Below are 18,049 nucleotides of genomic sequence, written 5' to 3'. Positions count from 1 at the left end.
GACCCCAGTTCCATAGTCAACGAGCGGAAAGAATGCCTAGGGTTCCGGCTCCTGATTCAGGAGTGTCAGGTCCGAGAGGTATCGGTCGGGTTCACCGGCTGCACGGAGGGATAAAAGCCCGGGAGACCGCTCCATCTCCAACCCTCCAGCACCATGGCTCAGGATTCAGACGCTGCGTCTGCTTTCGAACGACTGCATCCCACTGAGGGACTGCGGGCCCTCGAGAAAGAGCGGGCCCTGCCCCTCACGGGCTGGCAGCAGGAAGTGGACCAGGCCCACCGGTATGGCCTGGAAGCGGCCGAGAGCATCGTCGATCGACGCATCTCCACCTTCTCGCGCGGTGAGCTGCCCCATTACGCGGGCATCAACACCTTCATGAAGGCGCCCTACATCGAGGACGTGAACCGCGTCGGCGAATTCGATGTGGCCATTCTCGGTGTGCCCCACGACAGCGGCACCACCTACCGGCCGGGGACCCGCTTCGGCCCCCAGGGCATCCGCCGCATCTCCGCCCTCTACACCCCCTACAACTACGAGATGGGCGTGGATCTGCGGGAGCAGATCACCCTCTGCGATGTCGGCGACATCTTCACCATCCCCGCCAACAACGAAAAGAGTTTCGATCAGATCTCGAAGGGGGTGGCCCATGTGTTTTCCAGTGGGGCCTTCCCGATCATCCTGGGGGGCGATCACTCCATCGGCTTCCCCACGGTGCGCGGTGTCTGCCGCCACCTGGGCGACAAGAAGGTGGGCATCATTCACTTCGATCGCCATGTGGATACCCAGGAGATCGATCTGGACGAGCGGATGCACACCTGTCCGTGGTTCCATGCCACCAACATGGCCAATGCCCCGGCCCACAACCTGGTGCAACTGGGGATCGGCGGCTGGCAGGTGCCCCGCGAAGGCGTGAAGGTCTGCCGTGAGCGCGGCACCAACGTGCTCACCGTCACCGACATCTGCGAAATGGGCCTGGAGGCGGCGGCCAAGTTCGCCATCGAACGTGCCACCGATGGCACCGACTGCGTCTACATCTCCTTCGACATCGACTGCATCGACGCCGGCTTCGTGCCCGGCACCGGCTGGCCCGAGCCGGGTGGCCTGCTGCCGCGGGAGGCCCTCAAGCTGCTGGAACTGATCGTTCGCAACGTCCCCGTGTGCGGCCTTGAGGTGGTGGAAGTCTCCCCTCCCTACGACATCAGCGACATGACGTCGCTGATGGCCACGCGCGTGATCTGCGACACCATGGCCCACCTGGTGGTGAGTGGTCAGCTGCCCAGGAAGGAGAAGCCCAGCTGGCTCAGCGACGTCTGCAACATGAACGTCGACCAGAAATGGAGGTGAGCGATGCACGAAGTCGACATGACCAAGTGCCTCCTGCTTTCCATGCAGGACTGGCGCCAGCAGCACGGCTCCCAGAGTCCCAGCGTCGCGGTGGTGCATCTTCAGGTGGGGGACTTCACCTGCGTGGAGCCCGCCCAGCTCGTCACCACCTGGGATGTGGCGATCCGCGGCAGCTGGCTGGAGGGGGCGCGCCTCAGTATTGAGTCCATCCCGCTGGTGGGGCGCTGCGTGTGCTGCTCCGCCACCTACCAGCCCAGCGCTGACGCGGCCTATCGCTCCCCCTGCTGCGACCACCCCATGGAAGAGGTGGTCAGCGGTCGGGAGCTGCGCATCCGCTCCGTGGATTACACCCTCGCCTCCTCCGTTCCAGCGGAGAAGCCCGCGCCTGTTCCCTCCTGAGATCTGCCATGCACATGCCCCTGGAAGACACGCTCGGCTTCAATCTGCTGGCCGCCAACCAGCACCAGGCTGAGCACAACCGCGAACACTTCGATGCCTGGCGGTTGCTGTGCATCAACGTGATGAGCAGCCCCGGCGCCGGCAAGACGTCGCTGCTGGAGCGCAGCCTCGCCGCCCTGGCCACCGACCTCTCCATGGCCGTGCTGGAGGGCGACATGACCACCCAGCTCGATGCCGAACGGCTGGAGGCGGTGGGGGTGCCGGTGGTGCCGATCACCACCGGTCGTGCCTGCCATCTGGACGCCGCGATGGTGAGCGGTGGAGTGAAGCTCTTGAAGCAGCAGCTCGATCCCGCCGCCCTGGATCTGCTCTGGGTGGAGAACGTGGGCAACCTGGTGTGCCCGGCTGAGTTCGAGGTGGGCGAGCACCGCAAGGTGGCCCTGCTCAGCGTCACCGAGGGCGATGACAAGCCCCTCAAGTACCCGGTGATGTTCCGAGAGGCCGATTGCGTGCTGATCACCAAGACCGATCTGCTGCCCTATCTGCCGGTGGAGGTGGAGCGGATTGAAACCCACATCCGCGCCGTGAATCCCCGCTGCACCGTGATCCGCGTGTCCGCCAGCAGCGGCGAAGGCCTGGAGGCCTGGCACAGCTGGGTGCGCCAGCAGCTGGCCCAGCAGATCGCCCAGCTCACCCCGGCGATGGTGCCGGCATGAGCGGCACCGAAACCCTCGATGGGCAGACCCTGCGGGGCGAGCTGGAGAGCCAGGGGGTGCGCTACGCCCTCGCCAGCTACGTGGATCTGCACGGCATCTGCAAGGCCAAGGCGGTACCGCTGAGCCATCTGGGCCAGATGCTGCGCGGTTCGGAGCTGTTCACCGGGGCGGCCCTCGACGGCATCCCCCAGGACATGAGCGACGACGAGGTGGCGGCTCTGCCCGATCCGGCCTCGGCCACCGTGCTGCCCTGGCAGCGGGAGCTGGTGTGGATGGCCAGTGATCTGCACCTGCACGGCCAGCCCTTTGAGGCCTGCAGCCGCAACATCCTGCACCGGGTGCGGGCCCAGGCGGCCGCCATGGGCTTTCGCTTCAACCTCGGCATCGAGACCGAGTTCTTCGTGCTGCGGCGCGATGCCCAGGGGCGGGCGGTGCCGTTGAGTCCACGGGACACGCTGGATAAACCGGCCTATGACGTGCGCACCCTGCTCGACAACCTGCCCTGGCTCGATGAGCTGGTGAGCGCCATGAACGAGCTTGGTTGGGGGGTGTATTCCTTCGACCATGAAGACGGTCCCGGCCAGTTCGAGATCGACTTCGATTACGCCGAGGCCCTCACCATGGCCGATCGGTTCACCTTCTTCAGGCTGATGGCCAAGGAGATCGCCCACAAGCATGGGTTGATCGCCAGTTTCATGCCCAAGCCCTTCGCCGATCGCACCGGCAGTGGCGCCCACTTCAACATGTCGCTGGCGGATCTGAACAGCGGTGCCAACCTGTTTGAAACCGCCGACAAGGCCCCTGGCCAGGTGAGTGCCCTGGCCCATCAGTTCATCGCTGGGGTGCTGCGCCATGCCCCAGCCATCTGTGCGGTGATCGCCCCCACGGTGAACAGCTACAAGCGGCTGGTGGCCCAGGGCAGCATGTCCGGCTTCACCTGGGCGCCGGTGTTCATCTGCTACGGCAACAACAACCGCACCAACATGCTGCGCATTCCCTCGCCGGGCGGGCGGGTGGAATGCCGGGCCGCCGACATCTCCTGCAATCCCTATCTGGGGGCTGCAATGATCCTGGCCGCTGGGCTGGAAGGCATCCGTGAGCAGCTGGATCCAGGCCCGCCCAACCTGGTGAATGCCTACACCCTCAGTGCTGAGGAGAGGGCGGAACGGGGCCTGCATCGGCTGCCGCGCACCCTTGGGGAGGCGGTGGAGGCGTTTGCCGCTGATCCGCTGTCGCGAACCGTATTTGGTGATGCCATGTTCGACGCTTTCGTCGACTACAAGAGGGGCGAATGGGAGGCCTACCACTCGGCCGTGTCCGACTGGGAGCAGGCTCGCTACCTGGAGTTCTTCTGAGCCACTCGGGCGCCACACCAGCGCCCTGTCCTTCACCCGTTGACCGCACGACTTTCACCGCTTGTTTGCCATGCTGCGTTCCAACCGTTCCAGCTCAGCTCCGACCAGCCCAGCTCCGGCCCGCCGCCGGCGTCTCAAGGCCTTGGCCCTGATCACGGCCCTCGGCGCCGGTCTGCTCACGGCCTGCCAGAAGCCGGCCAGCGACGGTCCCGCCGTGCGCATCGGCTACAGCGCCTGGCCCGGCTGGTTCCCCTGGGCGGTCACCGAGGCCAAGGGGCTGTTCGGCGCCGCCGGGGTGAGCACCAAGCTGCAGTGGTTTGACGGCTACCTCGACAGCATCAATGCCCTCAATGCGGGCCAGCTGGACTGCAACAGCCAGACCCTCAATGACACCATCAGTTCGGTCGCTGGTGGCGCCGATCTGCAGGTGGTTCTCCAGAACGACTACTCCACCGGCAACGACCAGATCATCGTGGCCGAGGGCATCAAGTCCGTGGCCGACCTCAAGGGCAAGAAGGTGGCGGCCGAGGAGGGCACGGTGGATCACTACCTGCTGCTGAAGGTGCTCAAGGAGGGCGGCCTCCAGGCCAGCGACATCACCTTCGTGCCGCTGGAAACCGGTGCCGCTGCCGCGGCGTTCGCGGCGGGCCAGGTGGATGCCGTGGGTGTCTACGCCCCCTTCACCACCCAGGCCCTCAAGCGGGCCGGCAGCAAGGCCCTCGTCACCTCCAGCGAGCACCCTGGCGCCATCAGCGACCTGCTGGTGTGCCGCCGCGAGTTTGTGGAGCAGAACCCCGAGGCGATTCAGCAGGTGGTGAATGCCTGGTTTGCCACCCTGGAGCTGATGAAGAAGGATCCGGCCGCCACCTTGCCGATCCTGGTGCAGCGCTCGGGGGTGTCGGAGCAGGAGTTCAAGGCCTACGACGCCGGCACCACGATTCAGACCCTGGAGCAGAACCGGGCCAACTTCAAGCCCGGCACCACCATGATCTCGCTCCCCTACGCCGCGGAGCAGATCAGCGCCTTCCTGGTGGAGGTGGGTCTGGCCAAGACGAAGCCGGACCTGAGCCAGCTGCTCAACGCCACGTTTGTGAACAACGCCAAATAAGACCTGCAGCCCCTGGTTATGCCTGCGTTCCCTCGTCTGATCCGGCATCCCTGGGCCCTCGGCATCCTGGGGATCGGCATCGTTCTCGTGCTGTGGTTCCTGATCACCGCCAGTGGCGCGGTGAACAAGCTCTTCCTGCCCTCCCCGCAAGCGGTGTGGCAGGCCAGCCAGCTGCAGTGGAGCAGCGGCCTGCTGCTCAAGGATGCCGCCGCCAGCATCCAGCGGGTGTTCATCGGCTTTGCCCTCTCGGCGGGGCTAGCCCTGCCGGTGGGCATCGCCATGGGCACCAACGTGGTGATCTGCCGCCTGCTGGAGCCCCTGATGGGTCTGATCCGCTACATGCCGGCGCCCGCCTTCATCCCGCTGTTGATCATCTATTTCGGCCTGGAGGAGCTGCCGAAGGTGCTGCTGATCTTCATCGGCACCTTCTTCTTCAACACGCTGATGATCATGGATGCGGTGAAGTTCGTCCCCCGGGAGCTGGTGGAAACAGCCCTCACCCTCGGGGGGCGCGGTCTGCCGATTCTCACCCGGGTGGTGGCCCCCTTCATCGCCCCCCAGGTTCTCGACACCTACCGGATCAACATGGCGTCAGCCTGGAACCTGGTGATCGTGGCGGAACTGGTGGCGGCCACCGAGGGCCTGGGCAAGCGCATCAGCCTGGCCCAGCGCTTCCTGCGAACCGATGAGATCTTCATGGGCCTGATTGTGATCGGCTTGATCGGCCTGGTGATCGATCTGGGCTTCCGTGCCCTGATGCGCCGGGCCTGCGCCTGGGCCACCTGAACGCACCATCATGCTTCTCCAGATTGCCAATCTCTGCAAGAGCTTCGGCTACGGAGCCCAGCGCAACGAGGTGCTCCGCAACGTGAGCTTCGACGTTCACGCCGGCGAGTTTGTCGCTCTGGTGGGCAGCTCGGGCTCCGGCAAATCCACCGTGATGCGCCTGATCGCCGGCCTCGACTCCCCCAGCTCCGGTGTGGTGAGCCTCGATGGCCGCCCGATCACCGGTCCCGGCTCCGATCGGGGCATGGTGTTCCAGAAGTACAGCCTCTACCCCTGGCTCACGGCGGCGCAGAACGTGGCCTTCGGCATGGAACTGCAACGGCGCAGCCGCCAGGAGATCCGTGAACGCACCGCCTACTTCCTGGAGGTGGTGGGCCTGGCCGATGCCGCTCGGCGGCTGCCGCGGGAACTCTCCGGCGGCATGCAGCAGCGGGTGGCCATTGCCCGGGCCCTGGCCGCCGAGCCGAAGGTGCTGCTGCTGGATGAACCCTTCGGCGCCCTCGACATCCAGATCCGCGAGTCGATGCAGGAGTTTCTCTACCACCTGTGGCAGCGCACCGGCCTGACGGCGCTGCTGATCACCCACGACCTGGAGGAGGCCCTGCTGCTGGCGGGGCAGGTGCACATCATGGCCCCGTCGCCAGGGCGGATCGTGCGCAGCGTGGCCGTCGATCTCGACCGCTCCGCCATGGCCCAGCTGCGGCTCTCCCGCCCCTTCCTCGACCTGCGCGAGGAGCTGGCCCAGTGCCTGCGCGGCCTGGAGCCGGCCCTTCCCACCTGATCCCCGTCCCCTGCGAGGCCCCCGTTGGCGCTGCCCGCTGCCACCTTTCTGCCCGGATGGGTCTATGGCTCGGCGGCCGTGGCCCAGCGGGAGCGCAGCCACTACGCCGGCCACTGCTGGCACCCGGTGGCCGCCAGTGCTGAGCTGGGCAGCGGCGAGGCCCTGGCCCGCCAGCTGCTCGAGCTGCCGCTGCTGATCACCCGCCCGGCCGACGGCGAGGGGCCCCAGCCGCCCCGGGCCTTCCTCAACCGCTGTCCCCACCGGGGCGTGGCCCTGCTGGAGGGTGGCGGCCCTGCCCGGCCCTGCCGGCGCCTGATCTGCCCTTACCACGGCTGGACCTACGACCTGCAGGGTCAGCTGCGGGCGGCGGCCCGGGAGGGGGAGTTCCTCGAGCCCTTCTGCCGCGACGACTGGCCCCTGGCGGAGCTGCCCTGCCGGCAGCTGGGCCCGCTGATCTGGGTGGCCCTCGGCCCCGATCCGGTGCCCCTAGAGCAGCAGCTGGATCTGGTGCTGGCCGAGGCCGGCGCGCTCTGGGAGCAACCCCGACAGCTCCTGGCGCGGCAGCAGCGGCCCCTGGCCTGCAACTGGAAGGTGGCCCACGACAACACCCTGGACGACTACCACGTGGCGATCGCCCACCCGAGCACCCTGCACCGCGAGCAGGGGCCGGTGCGCCACTACCGCCATGGCCTCAGCCGCCACGGCACCCTGCTGGCCACCCCCTGGGGGGACGGCGGCACCTTCTTCACCTTCGGTCTGGCCCCCTGGACCCACCTGCTGCTCTGGCCCGATGGGCGCCTGGCCCTGATCAGCTTTCTGCCGGAGGCCTCCGCCCTGGATCGCTGCCGCATGGAGGTGTGGCTGCTGGGCCTGGAGCCGCACGCCGACGGCGCCGAGGCCTGGATGGCCGAGCTGCAGTGTTTCCTGGAGGAAGACCGGCGCCTGGTGGAATCGGCCCAACGCGGCTACGCCAGCGGCTTGCAGCCAGGGCCTGTCCACCGCCTGGAGCAGCGCATCCTCCAGTGGCAGGCCCTCTATGCCAGCTGGATGGAGCTCGACGACCTGGCCCCCGATGCCCTCACCACGGCACCTGGCGTTGCAGCCACGCCGCCATGGCGGCATTGATCTCCAGCAGATCGGCCACGGGCTGGCGGGTGAAGGGCAACTGCGGCAGGTAGCCGTCGGGGCCGAATTCGGGGGTGATCGTGAACGGCCCCTCGCTGACGGCCGAGCGCTCCCGGGCGAACAGCTGCCAGCAGCGCCGGTGGGCCGCCAACGCCTCGGCCCACTCGGGTGCGAAGGGATGGCCCACCGAGGGGCCCTGGGCATGGCCCACCCGGGCATGGATGTGATCCACCCGCGCGGCGATCACCTGCACCGGCTCCAGCTCGGGGGTCATCAGCCGTTCCGCCACCGCGCACCAGTGGCTGAGATCGGCGGTGAGCCGAAGCTGCGGGAACGCCTCCAGGTAGGAGCCGATCAACCAGGGGCTGTAGAGGCTGCGGGAGCGGTGGGTCTCGAAGCTCACCGGCAGCGGGCAGGCGGCAGCCAGCTCCAGGGCCCGGCTCCAGAAGCGCTCCTGCACCGGCCAGGGCCAGCTGTCGCTGCCGGTGAGCACCGTGATCCGCAGCGGCGCCAGGGCCGGCGCCACCGCCAGCTGCCGCTCCAGCTCCTCCAGGTGCTGGGCCGGGGTGCAGTCCAGCCGGGGCACGTAGTCGCCGCCGGTGAGGAGCTCCAGCACCAGGGCCTGCCCAGCCGCCGCCAGCTGCTGGGCCGCGGACCCAGGCTCGAGGGCCGCCAGGGCGGGGTGGGCCAGGTTGGCCTCCAGGCCGTCGAAGCCATGGCGGCGGGCCAGGGCGCTGGCCGCGCTCAGATCGCCCGCAAACCCCCAGAGGCTGAACAGCAGCAGGGGAGCCGGGGCGCTCACCCTCAGCTGGCCTGGGTGAATTCCTCGGGCTGGATGCCCAGGTACACCGCCTCCTTGAACAGGGCCTGCTTGGCCTCGGCGTCGTGCTGCTGCTCGGCCTCCTCGTAGCGACTGCGGAGCGAATCCACCATCGCCTGCCGGCGGGGATCGGTGGTGGCCATCCAGGGCTGCAGCGGGTCCAGAGCGCAATCTTGGCAGCCCCCCCGCAACGCCCGCCACACAGGCATCCGCCGATGGCGGCAACGGTGCCATTGCCTACCGAAGCCGGCCCCATCCGCTGGTGAACTGGCCCCAGTGCTTCCCACCCCCCTTGACTGCCCCTGTCGCCGCCAGCTCCGCCCTGATTCCCCGTCAGGCGCTGGCCGACCTCAACCAGCTGCGCAACGGTCCCGCCGCCCTGCGCCTGCTCAGCCACCTGCTCACCATCACCGCCGGCGGCCTGGTGTGGGCCCAGTCCGGCTGGCCGCTGGCCCTGCGGCTGGTCGGCCTGGTGGTGTGCGGCGTGGGTCTGGCCACCTGCTTTGCCGGGCTGCATGAGTGCAGCCACCGCACCGCCTTCAAGAGCCGCTGGGCCAACGATGCGGCGGCCTGGTTTCTGGGTCTGCTCAGCTTCTACAACGCCACCGCTTACCGCCGCTACCACCAGTGGCACCACCGCTACGCCCACCAGCCGGGCCTGGATCCCGAGCTGGAGGATCCCCTGCCCACCACGCCGGTGGGCTACCTGCTGGAGCTGAGCGGCTGGCACTGGTGGACCGGCAAGCTGCGGGGCACCGCCCGGCTGCTCTGGGGCGACCTCTCGGCGGTGCCCTATCTCAACGCCGAGCTGATCCCCAAGGTGCGCCGCTCCATCTGGCTGCAGTGCAGTGTGTATGCGGTGCTGGCGGCACTGTCGCTGATCAGCGGCAACGGCTTTCTGCTCTGGTACTGGCTGCTGCCCCTGGCGGTGGGCCAGCCCTTCCTGCGCTTTGTGCTGCTGGCGGAGCACACCGGCTGCAGCTTCAGCCGTGATGGCACCGCCAACACCCGCACCACCCTCACCACCGCTCCGGTGCGCTGGTTGATGTGGAACATGCCCTTCCACGCCGAGCACCACCTCTACGCCTCGCTCCCCTTCCATGCCCTGCCGGCGGCCCACGGCCACATCGCCCCGCACCTGAAGCACCTCGATCGCGGCTACCTGCAGGTGCACCGGCAGCTGCTGGCCCAGCTGCCGGCCCTGGGCCTGCCGGCATGAGCACCGTCACCGTTCAGCCCCCCCGCGCCCAGCGGCAGGAGCACGCCCTGGGCCCCTGGCCCCTGGCCTGCGGCCACACCATCCCCGACGCCCAGATCAGCTACCTGCAGATCGGTGCCCTCAATGCCGATCGCTCCAACCTGATCCTGGTGCCCACCTCCTACGGCGCCCGGCCGGAGGATCTGGCCTGGCTGGCGGGGCCGGTGCTCGATCCGGAGCGCTGGTGCATCGTGATCGCCGGCATGTTCGGCAACGGAGCCTCCAGCAGCCCCAGCCATGGAGCCATGGGCCTGGCCGAGCAGGGCTGGGTCGTCCGGCACCACGACAACGTGGCCGCCCAGCGCCAGCTGCTGGCGGAGGCGTTCGGCGTGGAACGGCTCCCCCTGATCTACGGCTGGTCGATGGGCGCCCAGCAGGCCTATCAGTGGGCCGTGGAGTATCCCGAGCTGGTGGAGCGGATCTGCTGCGTGTGCGGCAGTGCCCGCACCTCCCCCCACAACCGCCTCTTCTGCCTCAGCCTGCGCCAGGCCCTCACGGCCGATCGCCACTGGAACGGCGAGGCCTTCGAGGCCTCCCCCGACCAGGGGTTGCGCACCTACGCCCTGATCTACGCCAGCTGGGCGGCCAGTCAGCCCTTCTTCCGCACCATCGCCGAGCCGATGGAGGAGCACGTGGAGCGCCAGTGGCTGCCCCACTACCAGCGCCATGATCCCCGCGATCTGATCGCCATGCTGGATACCTGGATGGCCCACGATGTGGCCCCTGGCGGTGATCTGAAGGCCGTGCTGGGGGGCCTTCAGGCCCGCACGGCGATTGTGGCCGGCAGCCATGACCTCTACTTCACGGTCGACGATCTGGCCGCCGATGCCGCCGCCATTCCCGGCGCCCAGTTGCACGTGATCGAGTCGATCCTGGGCCACCGCGCCGGCAATCCCCACAGCAGCCCGCCGGAACAGCAGCAGCTGCGCCAGGTCGTGGATCAGCTCCTCGCCGGGTGATGGTCCCGGCCCCTTGATCGTTCCTCCTTCTTTGCAGAGAGCCCATGGCTGATCTCGCTGGCCTCATGAAAGAGCGGGGCCTCCGCTTTCTGTTGATGTCCTTCACCGACCTGTTCGGTGTGCAGCGGGCCAAGCTCGTGCCCGCCTCGGCGGTGGAGGGGATGGCCAGTGGAGGTGCCGGCTTTGCGGGGTTCGCCGCCTGGCTCGACCTCTCCCCGGCCGATGGCGACGTGATGGCGGTGCCCGATCCCGCCAGCCTGATGCCCCTGCCCTGGCAGCCCGAGGTGGGCTGGGTGGCCACGGAGCTGCTGCTGAATGGGGAGCCGATGGCCCAGTGCCCCCGGCGCCTGCTGCGCCGTCAGCAGCAGCGGGCCCAGGCCCTGGGGTTCGAGCTGCGCAGTGGCGTGGAGGCTGAGTTCTTTCTGCTGGATCCCAGCGGCGAGGCGCCCGCCGATCGCGCCGACACCCAGCAGAAGCCTTGCTACGACCAGCTCGCCCTGATGCGTCACTACCCGCTGGTGGCGCCGCTGCTGGAGGCGATGGAGGCCTTGGGCTGGGGGCCCTATCAGGCGGATCACGAAGACGCCAACGGCCAGTTTGAGATCAACTGGACCTTCGCCGATGCCCTGACCACCGCCGATCGGCACGCCTTCTTCAAGGTGATGGTCAAGTCGCTGGCGGAGGAGCAGGGGCTGCGCGCCACCTTCATGCCTAAGCCCTTCGCCCATCGCACTGGCAATGGCTGCCACACCCATCTGTCGCTCTGGGGCGCCGCCGGCACGGCCCAGGCCGGCCGCAATCTCTTCCACGATCCAGAGGGCGCGCTGGGATTGTCGGCGCTGGCCTATCACTTCCTGGCGGGATTGCTGGCCCATGCCCCGGCCCTGTGCTGTCTCACGAACCCCAGCGTGAACAGCTATCGGCGACTGGCGGCACCCCCCACCACCTCCGGCTCCACCTGGGCTCCGGCTGGGATCAGCTACACCGGCAACAACCGCACCCACATGGTGCGCATTCCTGACGACCAACGCCTGGAACTGCGCCTCCCCGATGGCGCCGTCCATCCCTATCTCCTCCAGGCCGCCGTGCTGGCGGCGGGCCTCGATGGGATCGAGCGCCAGCTCTCACCCGGGCCGCGCCACGACAACGACAACTTTGCTGAGCCGTTGCAGTCTCCCGGTTTCGGCCATCTGCCCAGCGATCTGGGTGAAGCCCTCGAGGCCTTTGGCCAGGATGCCGTGCTGCGATCCGCCCTCGGTGAACCGTTCTGCAGCGCCTACGAACGCCTGCGCCGTCGTCAGTGGCAGGAGTATCGCGCCGAGGTGACCGATTGGGAGCGTCACACAGGGCTGGATGGCTGAGGTGAGGGGCACTCGACGGGGCTGAACACACCGGCCGCGCCGGCCAAGGCAGCCTCAATGCGCGCTTCTCCGCTGCTCTGGAGTTGCGCCGGGCTCCAGGAGCGATCGCTGCGGGGGCTCCAGTGCAGCAGTTCGGGTTGGGCTCCGGGCTGCTTGTAGAGGTGATAGATCGGCAACACGGCGGGGTGGTAGATGTGCCACCCCCGGGCTTTTACTCGCTGGGCATAGACGTATTCCTCTCCATTGAAGTAGAGGTGAGGGTCATAGGGGACGTCGTCGAGAAGGGCCCCAGGGCTGAACAGGCAGCCGGCGGCCAGGCGCTGGCCGGGGATGGGGGCACGGTTCGGATTCGCGAGGATGTTGGCGGCATTGCGCAGGGGGTGCAGCGGGTGCTCCACCAGCTGGATGGCCTGATCGGCTTTCAAGCGCCGGGGGCCATGCAGCGGATCCCAGGGCATCGGTGAGGCGGTGAGCAGGGAGCGTGTTGGCAGGCTCTGCAGTTGTCGCCGCAGGATCTCATCCCAGCCCGGATCAAAGCGCATATGGGCATCAATCTGGAGGTGGTAGTCCTCGCCATTGCTGAGGCCCTGTGCCATGGACCGCGCATAGCACACGCCCCTGGAATCGCGGGCAGGCAGCCAGATGTAGCGAATCTGGTGGCGCCAGTGGGGGAGGGTGTCGTGGTGATCCTGATCGGACTGATCCACCACGCCGAAGATCAGCCCGTCCGGCTCCGCTGCCTTGGCATAGGCGTCGTCGATGGTGGGCAGGAGTTCCGGGTCGTTGTAGGCAACGATCGAGATGAACAGCGACATCGGGTGACGGGACCCCTCTCCTGGGTTGGCTGAGGCCTCTGCTGGGCTGGCGCGGTGTGTGGTGGCGCGCTGATGGTCTTCCTAGCTTGAAGCGTGAGGAGGGGTCTGCCGCGCTTCCGCCCCGCCCCGCAGGTCTCTGAGGCGCCGTGATCGCCATGGCTGACACCCCTTTCATCCCCGGGCCCAGTCCCGAGGAGTCCGCCGATTCCCAGGCCGGCTTCTCCGGCACCACCGAAGCCGAAGAGCTGCGCAAGGAAACCCAGCAGGCCGGCACCCCCGCGGACTACCAGCAGGCCAGTGCTCCGCCCCCGCCGGAAGGCGAGACGCCCCTGGGCAACACCGCCATCGCCACCCCCGACACGGCGGCGCCCCTGGGGCCGATCGCCGCCGCGGCCGCGGCGCCGGCCACCAATCTCTTCATCCCCCCGACGGACACCTCGCCGGCTGACGGCGGCATCGGCGGCGATGCGGTGGCGTTGGCGGGAGCTGCGGTCCAAGCCCCGCTGGAGCTGCCCCCTCTGGATCTCGCCGCCGTGGCGGCGGCGGGTGCCGCGACGCCAGCGACCAGTCCCTCCTCGCTGCCGCTCGCGGCGACGACGACGGAACCACCCACGGAACCGCCGACGGAGCCGCCCACCAACCCTCCAACCGAGCCGCCGACGGAACCACCGACGTTGCCGCCGACGGAACCCCCGACGGAACCGCCGACAGAGCCGCCCACGAACCCTCCAACGGAGCCGCCAACGGAGCCACCGACGCTTCCGCCGACGGAACCACCCACGGAACCGCCGACTGAGCCTCCCACCAACCCACCGACGCTGCCACCGACGGAACCACCGACGCTGCCACCGACCGAACCCCCCACCGAGCCACCGACCGAACCACCTACGCAACCTCCCACCGAGGGCCGCTGGTTCATCCACCAGACGCCGCAGGCCGGGGACAGGACGTCGGACGCCACGATCGTGGAGGAGGGGCGGGGCAGCAACGCCGGCACCACCACCTTTGGCGTGCATTTCGACAGCGGCCACTTCGAATTGGCCAATGGCGAAGTCATCCGGGTGTTCCTGGATATCGACCCGTCATCCACGGCCTCCCTGGCGGATTGGAGCTGGCAGGTTGAGCCTGTCCATGGCCTGGCCCTGGTCGGCACGGAAATCGCCGATGGCCAGCTGATCACGACCCTGCAGGTGGATCAGGCCCAGGGCCTCAACCTCACCGGCAAGGTGCTGGATGTGAGCATCACGGCGACGCCCGATCGCGTGCCAGAAGGCAGTGAGACGCTCCTGTTCGACATCAACGACGAGCGGCCGGCCGAGTTCGCGGAGAATGGCCAGATCATCGGCCAGACCTGGGAGGACAAGGACGACTACCTGATCACGATTCAGGATGAATCCGTGCAGGGCGGTCCGCCCCAGGCGACGGCCAGCCTGGAGGCCCCAGCGCCTGAATCCCCCGCACCTGACTCCCTCGAGCCCGCCTCACCGGCGGTGGTGGCCGATCTCGCCTCGGGTTTCCTGGAGGCCGTGACCAACGGCAACGGACCGCCGCTGGCCGTGGATTCGGGACCGGGCGCCTGGGCCCATCAGCTGGACCAGATGGTGGCCCACTACCTGGAGACCAATAGCCTGGATGCCGAGCAGTTCGCCGTCGTGCAGCAGGGCGTTCTCAACCAGCTCGCGGATCGGCTGGATGGCGATGGCCAGAGCATCGGCCGCGATGGCGATGGCAATGCCGACTACCCCGATGTGCTGGCGGCGCTGGGCAGCCATGGCGCTGATCAGGCCGACGAGGGCCAGGCCGGGGGGGATGGCAGCGCCGCCACCGGTGCTTTCCACCAGGACGTGTTCGCCCAGGGCTTGGAGCAGGCCGGTGGCCATGGGGGCCCTGGGGCCGGCTCCGTGGAGGACCCTGGCGGGGCTGGATCCGGCGCCAACGGGGGCTCGTCCTGAGGCGCGGCACCGGCTGTGGCCAGGGGGCAGGCCCGCCCGCCGCTCCCGGCCTTCAGCCGGCAGGCCAGAGCGGCAGCTCCAGCCCCGCCGCGGCGCAGAGCTGCTCGCTCACCTCCCACAGCCGCTGGCGGTCGCTGGCCACCAGGGCCGCCGGGGCGATCCGGCAGGGCACCGGCCAGCCCCGCAGGTTGGCCAGGCCGCCGGGGCCGAAGAAGCTGCCGCCCGCCAGCTCCGGCGCGGTGGCGGCGTGCAGCTGGGGCAGGGCGCCCATGGCCGCGCTCTGGAACAGGGGATCCATCAGCCGGTAGGCCAGGGCCTCCAGCTGGGAGCCGCGGGCCGCCACGGAGACCGGCTGCAGGTTGGTGCGGGCCAGGCCCGGGTGGGCCGCCACCGACAGCACGCCGCTGCCGGCGGCCTCCAGCCGCGCCTGCAGCTCCAGGGCCAGCATCACGTTGGCCAGCTTGCTCTGGGCGTAGGCGGCCCAGGCGTCGTAGCGGCGCTCGCCCTGCAGGTCGTCGAAGGCGATGCGGCCGAAGTAGTGGGCGCCTGAGCTGACGCTCACCACCCGGGCGCCGGGGGCCTGCGCCAGCAAGGGCAGCAGCTGCCGCACCAGGGCGTAGTGGCCCAGGTGATTCACCCCGAACTGGAGCTCATGGCCGTGGCGGGTGAGGCGCCGGGGCGGTGCCATCACGCCGGCGTTGGCGATCAGCAGATCCAGCCGGCCGAACTCACGCTGCACCCGCTCGGCGGCGGCGGCCACGCTGGCCAGGTCCGCCAGGTCGAGCGTCAGCAGCTCCAGGCCGGCGCGGGCCTGGGGCAGCAGCTCCTGGCGGGCCTGCTCGCCGCGACGGGGATCGCGGCAGGCCAGCAGCACCGTGGCCCCCCGCGCCGAGAGGGCCCGGGCGGTTTCCAGGCCCAGGCCGCTGTTGGCGCCGGTGATCAGGGCGATCCGACCGCTCTGGTCGGGGATGTCGGCGGTGGTCCAGGGCATGGGACCTACTTTGTCGCCCACAGCTCCAGGAGCGTGGGTCCCACCCAGTAGCTGCCGGCGTCGCGCTGGGCCAGGGCGACCTCGGCGGCGGCCTGGGCGGCATCGGCCGCGCTCCACAGGCCCAGCCGCTGCAGCTGCTCGCCGTAGACCGAAACGAAGGAGCCCATCCACTGGGCCGCCATCGAGCCGGCCTGGCCCAGCACCGGCAGCGGCCGCAGCTCCTGGATCTGGAAGCCCCGCTGGGCCAGCAGGGAGGGCAGGCGTCGGTTCACGTCCGGATCGCCGCCCGCCTCCCGGAAGCTGCGCTGCGCCGCCTGGCCGAAGCGCCGGATCGCCGCGCCGTGGGGATGCAGGCCGAACGTGTCCCAGTGCAGATACTCGTGGAACACCACGGCGCCCCCAGGCCGCAGGGCCGGCGCCAGCTGATCCAGCAGCGGCTCCAGCTCGGGCAGGAACATCGCCACCCAGCGGCACCAGAGGAGATCGAAGACTTCGGCCGGCAGGGGATCCGTGCGCAGATCGTGGCGGCGCAGCTCCAGCTGGCCCAGCCCCTCTTGCTTAGCCAGGGCCCGGCCGGTGGCCACGTAGGTCGGGCTGAGCTCCAGGCCCAGCACCCGGCCCGTGGGCCCCACGGCGCGGGCCAGCTCCAGGGCCGCCAGGCCCGGACCGGCACCCAGCTCGAGCACCCGCTGGCCGGGGCCGAGGCCGGCCCGCCGCCAGGCGGCCTGGGCGGCGGGCCGCCAGAGCGCATGCTGCAGCTGCAGCCGGGCCAGCTCGGCGTCGTGGGTGCCGAGGATGTAGTCGCTCACGGCGGCCTCACCCGCAGGACGGGCTGGGAGCTCCGTCCTTCCGGGACCTCAGTCCTCGGGGAACAGCAGCGAGGCCAGTTCGTCGGGATCCACGTCGTAGACGCGGGCCAGGCTGGATTCGATCGCGGCGGTCACCTCGCCGGGCAGGAAGCGCATGGCGTTGAGGGCGTCCTCGGCGATCTCGTCGGTGAGCAGCTTCTCCTCACCCTCCAACTTCTCGTCGTTGATCACGGCCAGCACCCAGCTCAGGTAGGCGTCGACCAGATCGGAAAACTCCAGATCGGGATCGTTGAGGTCCAGGGCCATGGTGCGACAGGCGCATGCCCCCGCAGTTTGCCCGGTGGCGGGGAAGATGGCAGGCATGAGCAGCCCATCCCCTGACCCGGCCGCCCTGCAGGCCACCCTGTTCGACTTCGCGATCGGCGAGCTGGTGCGCCAGCACCGCGAGAGCTTTCAGCCGCGGTGGACCCCGGAGGCCTGGGCCAAGCTGCTGATCTGGCTCTCGCTCAACTGCGGCTGCAGCGGCGATCGCCAGGGCCTGGAGGCCTTCGCGGCCGCCCTCGGCCCGGTGCTCACGGGGCGCATGCGGCGCATCTACTTCGAGCGGGTGCTCGACGACCTGGACCTGCAGCTGCTGGCCGATCCGGCCGAGCAACAGGTGCTGGCGCTGCCCCTGGGGCCCTCCGGCGCCCCGCCGCTGGAGGCCGTGGCCGAGGCCCTGGAGCGGGTGGGGCTGGCCGAGCGGGTGGTGGGGGACCGCAGCCGCTGGCAGAGCCTGGAGTCGGTGGTGGCCATTCCCTGGAGCCAGCCATGCGCCTGATCGCCAGCTACCGCAACGCCGGCTATGAGGCCCTCGCCGACGGGGTGATGGCCTTCTTCGATCGCCGCCCGGATCTGCAGCGCCCCGGCGTGGCCTTCGGGCCCGATGCGGGTCCTGGAGCCGAACCCGCCAAGATCTCCACCGACATCAGCCTGGTGGCGATCGACCGCTCCGATCCGGAGGCCTTCGCCCTGGCCGAGGTGATCCTGCGTGGCGTGACCGCCGGCCTCAACCGCTACCTGCAGGAGCGGCCGCTGCTGCGCCAGTGCTGCCCGGAGCAGAGCCTGTTCGTGAACCCGATCTTCAACCTGCAGCGCTACGCCCCCGGCGAGGGCTTCCGCAGCTGGCACTGCGACTGGACCACCACGGGCGAGGCCACCGAGCCGATCCGCCGCGTGCTGGCCTGGATCCTCTACGCCAACACCCTGCCCGAGGGCGGCACCGAGTTCCACTGGCAGGAGCACCACGAAGAGGCGGAGCGGGGCAAGCTCGTGATCTTCCCGGCGGGCCTCTCCCACATCCACCGGGGGCGGGTGAGCCACAGCCACAGCAAGACGATCGCCACCGGCTGGATCAATGCCGGCCGCCTGGAGGACTATCTGGGCCGCCTGGCCGCGGAGCCGGCTGCTGCCCCCTGAGGCCGATACCGG

20 protein-coding genes and 1 riboswitch are annotated in these 18,049 nt (G+C 69.3%); of the genes, 14 read left to right on the top strand and 6 right to left on the bottom strand.

Annotation, left to right across the window (positions count from 1 at the left end):
* Positions 1–25: 25 nt before the first annotated feature.
* Positions 26–127: riboswitch (guanidine-I (ykkC/yxkD leader) on the top strand.
* A gap of 26 nt (positions 128–153) precedes the next feature.
* The 8 genes from speB (at position 154) to ACLV7J_RS08820 (ending at position 7,614) form a co-directional block, all read left to right on the top strand.
* Entirely contained in the window at positions 154–1,344 is a 1,191-nt protein-coding gene (gene speB / locus ACLV7J_RS08855) for an agmatinase (protein WP_411868733.1), read from the top strand.
* Between the two features lie 18 nt (positions 1,345–1,362).
* A complete protein-coding gene (locus tag ACLV7J_RS08850; RefSeq protein ID WP_411868732.1) occupies positions 1,363–1,743 on the top strand; it encodes a hydrogenase maturation nickel metallochaperone HypA in 381 nt (126 codons plus the stop codon).
* An 8-nt stretch (positions 1,744–1,751) separates the two neighbouring features.
* Positions 1,752–2,459 carry a hydrogenase nickel incorporation protein HypB gene (hypB, locus tag ACLV7J_RS08845; RefSeq protein ID WP_411868731.1) on the top strand — a complete coding sequence of 236 codons (708 nt, stop codon included), beginning with the start codon at positions 1,752–1,754 and terminating at the stop codon, positions 2,457–2,459.
* Positions 2,456–3,814 (top strand): type III glutamate--ammonia ligase, encoded by a 1,359-nt coding sequence (gene glnT, locus ACLV7J_RS08840; protein WP_411868730.1) that lies wholly within the window; start codon positions 2,456–2,458, stop codon positions 3,812–3,814. The genes hypB and glnT (ACLV7J_RS08840) overlap by 4 nt, the downstream gene beginning before the upstream one ends.
* A gap of 70 nt (positions 3,815–3,884) precedes the next feature.
* The gene (locus ACLV7J_RS08835; protein ID WP_411868729.1) at positions 3,885–4,922 is read left to right on the top strand and encodes an ABC transporter substrate-binding protein; all 1,038 of its coding nucleotides are present in this window, start codon (positions 3,885–3,887) and stop codon (positions 4,920–4,922) included.
* Positions 4,923–4,940: 18 nt separating this feature from the next.
* Positions 4,941–5,708, top strand: coding sequence for an ABC transporter permease (locus ACLV7J_RS08830; protein WP_411868728.1), 768 nt, complete (start codon positions 4,941–4,943; stop codon positions 5,706–5,708).
* A gap of 10 nt (positions 5,709–5,718) precedes the next feature.
* Complete coding sequence (locus tag ACLV7J_RS08825) at positions 5,719–6,489, top strand: ABC transporter ATP-binding protein (protein ID WP_411868727.1); 771 nt, start codon at positions 5,719–5,721, stop codon at positions 6,487–6,489.
* A 24-nt stretch (positions 6,490–6,513) separates the two neighbouring features.
* On the top strand, positions 6,514–7,614 hold the full coding sequence (locus ACLV7J_RS08820) for an aromatic ring-hydroxylating oxygenase subunit alpha (protein ID WP_411868726.1): 1,101 nt from the start codon (positions 6,514–6,516) through the stop codon (positions 7,612–7,614).
* Here ACLV7J_RS08820 and ACLV7J_RS08815 read toward each other — a convergent pair.
* Complete coding sequence (locus tag ACLV7J_RS08815) at positions 7,568–8,416, bottom strand: sugar phosphate isomerase/epimerase (RefSeq protein WP_411868725.1); 849 nt, start codon at positions 8,414–8,416, stop codon at positions 7,568–7,570. The two genes, ACLV7J_RS08820 and ACLV7J_RS08815, sit on opposite strands and share 47 nt — an antisense overlap.
* A 2-nt stretch (positions 8,417–8,418) precedes the next feature.
* Positions 8,419–8,577, bottom strand: a complete 159-nt coding sequence (locus ACLV7J_RS08810) for a hypothetical protein (protein WP_411868724.1) — start codon at positions 8,575–8,577, stop codon at positions 8,419–8,421.
* Positions 8,578–8,726: 149 nt separating this feature from the next.
* Between ACLV7J_RS08810 and ACLV7J_RS08805 the strand changes: the two genes are divergently transcribed.
* The 3 genes from ACLV7J_RS08805 (at position 8,727) to glnT (ACLV7J_RS08795) (ending at position 12,012) form a co-directional block, all read left to right on the top strand.
* Positions 8,727–9,653: a fatty acid desaturase gene (locus ACLV7J_RS08805; RefSeq protein ID WP_411868723.1), complete on the top strand. Its 927-nt coding sequence runs from the start codon at positions 8,727–8,729 to the stop codon at positions 9,651–9,653.
* Positions 9,650–10,651: an alpha/beta fold hydrolase gene (locus ACLV7J_RS08800; protein WP_411868722.1), complete on the top strand. Its 1,002-nt coding sequence runs from the start codon at positions 9,650–9,652 to the stop codon at positions 10,649–10,651. The genes ACLV7J_RS08805 and ACLV7J_RS08800 overlap by 4 nt, the downstream gene beginning before the upstream one ends.
* A 65-nt stretch (positions 10,652–10,716) precedes the next feature.
* The gene (gene glnT, locus ACLV7J_RS08795; protein ID WP_411868767.1) at positions 10,717–12,012 is read left to right on the top strand and encodes a type III glutamate--ammonia ligase; all 1,296 of its coding nucleotides are present in this window, start codon (positions 10,717–10,719) and stop codon (positions 12,010–12,012) included.
* On the opposite strand, the gene ACLV7J_RS08790 is transcribed toward glnT (ACLV7J_RS08795), so the two are convergent.
* Positions 11,991–12,827, bottom strand: a complete 837-nt coding sequence (locus tag ACLV7J_RS08790) for a GlcNAc-transferase family protein (protein WP_411868721.1) — start codon at positions 12,825–12,827, stop codon at positions 11,991–11,993. The genes glnT (ACLV7J_RS08795) and ACLV7J_RS08790 overlap by 22 nt on opposite strands.
* A gap of 155 nt (positions 12,828–12,982) precedes the next feature.
* Here ACLV7J_RS08790 and ACLV7J_RS08785 point away from each other — a divergent pair, with 155 nt between their 5' ends.
* Positions 12,983–14,779, top strand: coding sequence for a hypothetical protein (locus tag ACLV7J_RS08785; RefSeq protein ID WP_411868720.1), 1,797 nt, complete (start codon positions 12,983–12,985; stop codon positions 14,777–14,779).
* Positions 14,780–14,831: 52 nt separating this feature from the next.
* On the opposite strand, the gene ACLV7J_RS08780 is transcribed toward ACLV7J_RS08785, so the two are convergent.
* Genes ACLV7J_RS08780 through ACLV7J_RS08770 form a run of 3 tightly spaced genes read right to left on the bottom strand, consistent with a single transcriptional unit; the run spans position 14,832 to position 16,885 of the window.
* Positions 14,832–15,770: an oxidoreductase gene (locus ACLV7J_RS08780; protein ID WP_411868719.1), complete on the bottom strand. Its 939-nt coding sequence runs from the start codon at positions 15,768–15,770 to the stop codon at positions 14,832–14,834.
* 5 nt (positions 15,771–15,775) lie between these two features.
* On the bottom strand, positions 15,776–16,579 hold the full coding sequence (locus ACLV7J_RS08775; protein ID WP_411868718.1) for a methyltransferase domain-containing protein: 804 nt from the start codon (positions 16,577–16,579) through the stop codon (positions 15,776–15,778).
* A 48-nt stretch (positions 16,580–16,627) separates the two neighbouring features.
* Complete coding sequence (locus ACLV7J_RS08770; RefSeq protein ID WP_255126733.1) at positions 16,628–16,885, bottom strand: hypothetical protein; 258 nt, start codon at positions 16,883–16,885, stop codon at positions 16,628–16,630.
* A 55-nt stretch (positions 16,886–16,940) separates the two neighbouring features.
* Between ACLV7J_RS08770 and ACLV7J_RS08765 the strand changes: the two genes are divergently transcribed.
* Together ACLV7J_RS08765 and ACLV7J_RS08760 are read left to right on the top strand one after the other, a co-directional pair.
* A complete protein-coding gene (locus ACLV7J_RS08765) occupies positions 16,941–17,399 on the top strand; it encodes a protein phosphatase (RefSeq protein WP_411868717.1) in 459 nt (152 codons plus the stop codon).
* Positions 17,390–18,037 carry a 2OG-Fe(II) oxygenase gene (locus ACLV7J_RS08760; RefSeq protein WP_411868716.1) on the top strand — a complete coding sequence of 216 codons (648 nt, stop codon included), beginning with the start codon at positions 17,390–17,392 and terminating at the stop codon, positions 18,035–18,037. Before ACLV7J_RS08765 ends, ACLV7J_RS08760 begins: the two co-directional genes overlap by 10 nt.
* Positions 18,038–18,049 lie beyond the last annotated feature (12 nt).

Origin of the sequence: Vulcanococcus limneticus LL, from assembly GCF_943369875.1 — a bacterium.
Lineage (GTDB): Bacteria > Cyanobacteriota > Cyanobacteriia > PCC-6307 > Cyanobiaceae > Vulcanococcus > Vulcanococcus limneticus_A.
The sequence above is the reverse complement of the archived record's forward strand: the minus strand, read 5'-3'. Positions and strand labels throughout refer to the sequence as shown.

Coding starts and splice junctions, on each gene's coding strand:
- speB (WP_411868733.1), top strand. CDS start 154: ATGGCTCAGGATTCAGACGCTGCGTCTGCTTTCGAACGACTGCATCCC.
- ACLV7J_RS08810 (WP_411868724.1), bottom strand. CDS start 8,577: ATGGCCACCACCGATCCCCGCCGGCAGGCGATGGTGGATTCGCTCCGC.
- ACLV7J_RS08850 (WP_411868732.1), top strand. CDS start 1,363: ATGACCAAGTGCCTCCTGCTTTCCATGCAGGACTGGCGCCAGCAGCAC.
- ACLV7J_RS08835 (WP_411868729.1), top strand. CDS start 3,885: ATGCTGCGTTCCAACCGTTCCAGCTCAGCTCCGACCAGCCCAGCTCCG.
- ACLV7J_RS08780 (WP_411868719.1), bottom strand. CDS start 15,770: ATGCCCTGGACCACCGCCGACATCCCCGACCAGAGCGGTCGGATCGCC.
- glnT (WP_411868730.1), top strand. CDS start 2,456: ATGAGCGGCACCGAAACCCTCGATGGGCAGACCCTGCGGGGCGAGCTG.
- ACLV7J_RS08800 (WP_411868722.1), top strand. CDS start 9,650: ATGAGCACCGTCACCGTTCAGCCCCCCCGCGCCCAGCGGCAGGAGCAC.
- ACLV7J_RS08760 (WP_411868716.1), top strand. CDS start 17,390: ATGCGCCTGATCGCCAGCTACCGCAACGCCGGCTATGAGGCCCTCGCC.
- hypB (WP_411868731.1), top strand. CDS start 1,752: ATGCACATGCCCCTGGAAGACACGCTCGGCTTCAATCTGCTGGCCGCC.
- ACLV7J_RS08785 (WP_411868720.1), top strand. CDS start 12,983: ATGGCTGACACCCCTTTCATCCCCGGGCCCAGTCCCGAGGAGTCCGCC.
- glnT (WP_411868767.1), top strand. CDS start 10,717: ATGAAAGAGCGGGGCCTCCGCTTTCTGTTGATGTCCTTCACCGACCTG.
- ACLV7J_RS08825 (WP_411868727.1), top strand. CDS start 5,719: ATGCTTCTCCAGATTGCCAATCTCTGCAAGAGCTTCGGCTACGGAGCC.
- ACLV7J_RS08790 (WP_411868721.1), bottom strand. CDS start 12,827: ATGTCGCTGTTCATCTCGATCGTTGCCTACAACGACCCGGAACTCCTG.
- ACLV7J_RS08765 (WP_411868717.1), top strand. CDS start 16,941: ATGAGCAGCCCATCCCCTGACCCGGCCGCCCTGCAGGCCACCCTGTTC.
- ACLV7J_RS08770 (WP_255126733.1), bottom strand. CDS start 16,885: ATGGCCCTGGACCTCAACGATCCCGATCTGGAGTTTTCCGATCTGGTC.
- ACLV7J_RS08830 (WP_411868728.1), top strand. CDS start 4,941: ATGCCTGCGTTCCCTCGTCTGATCCGGCATCCCTGGGCCCTCGGCATC.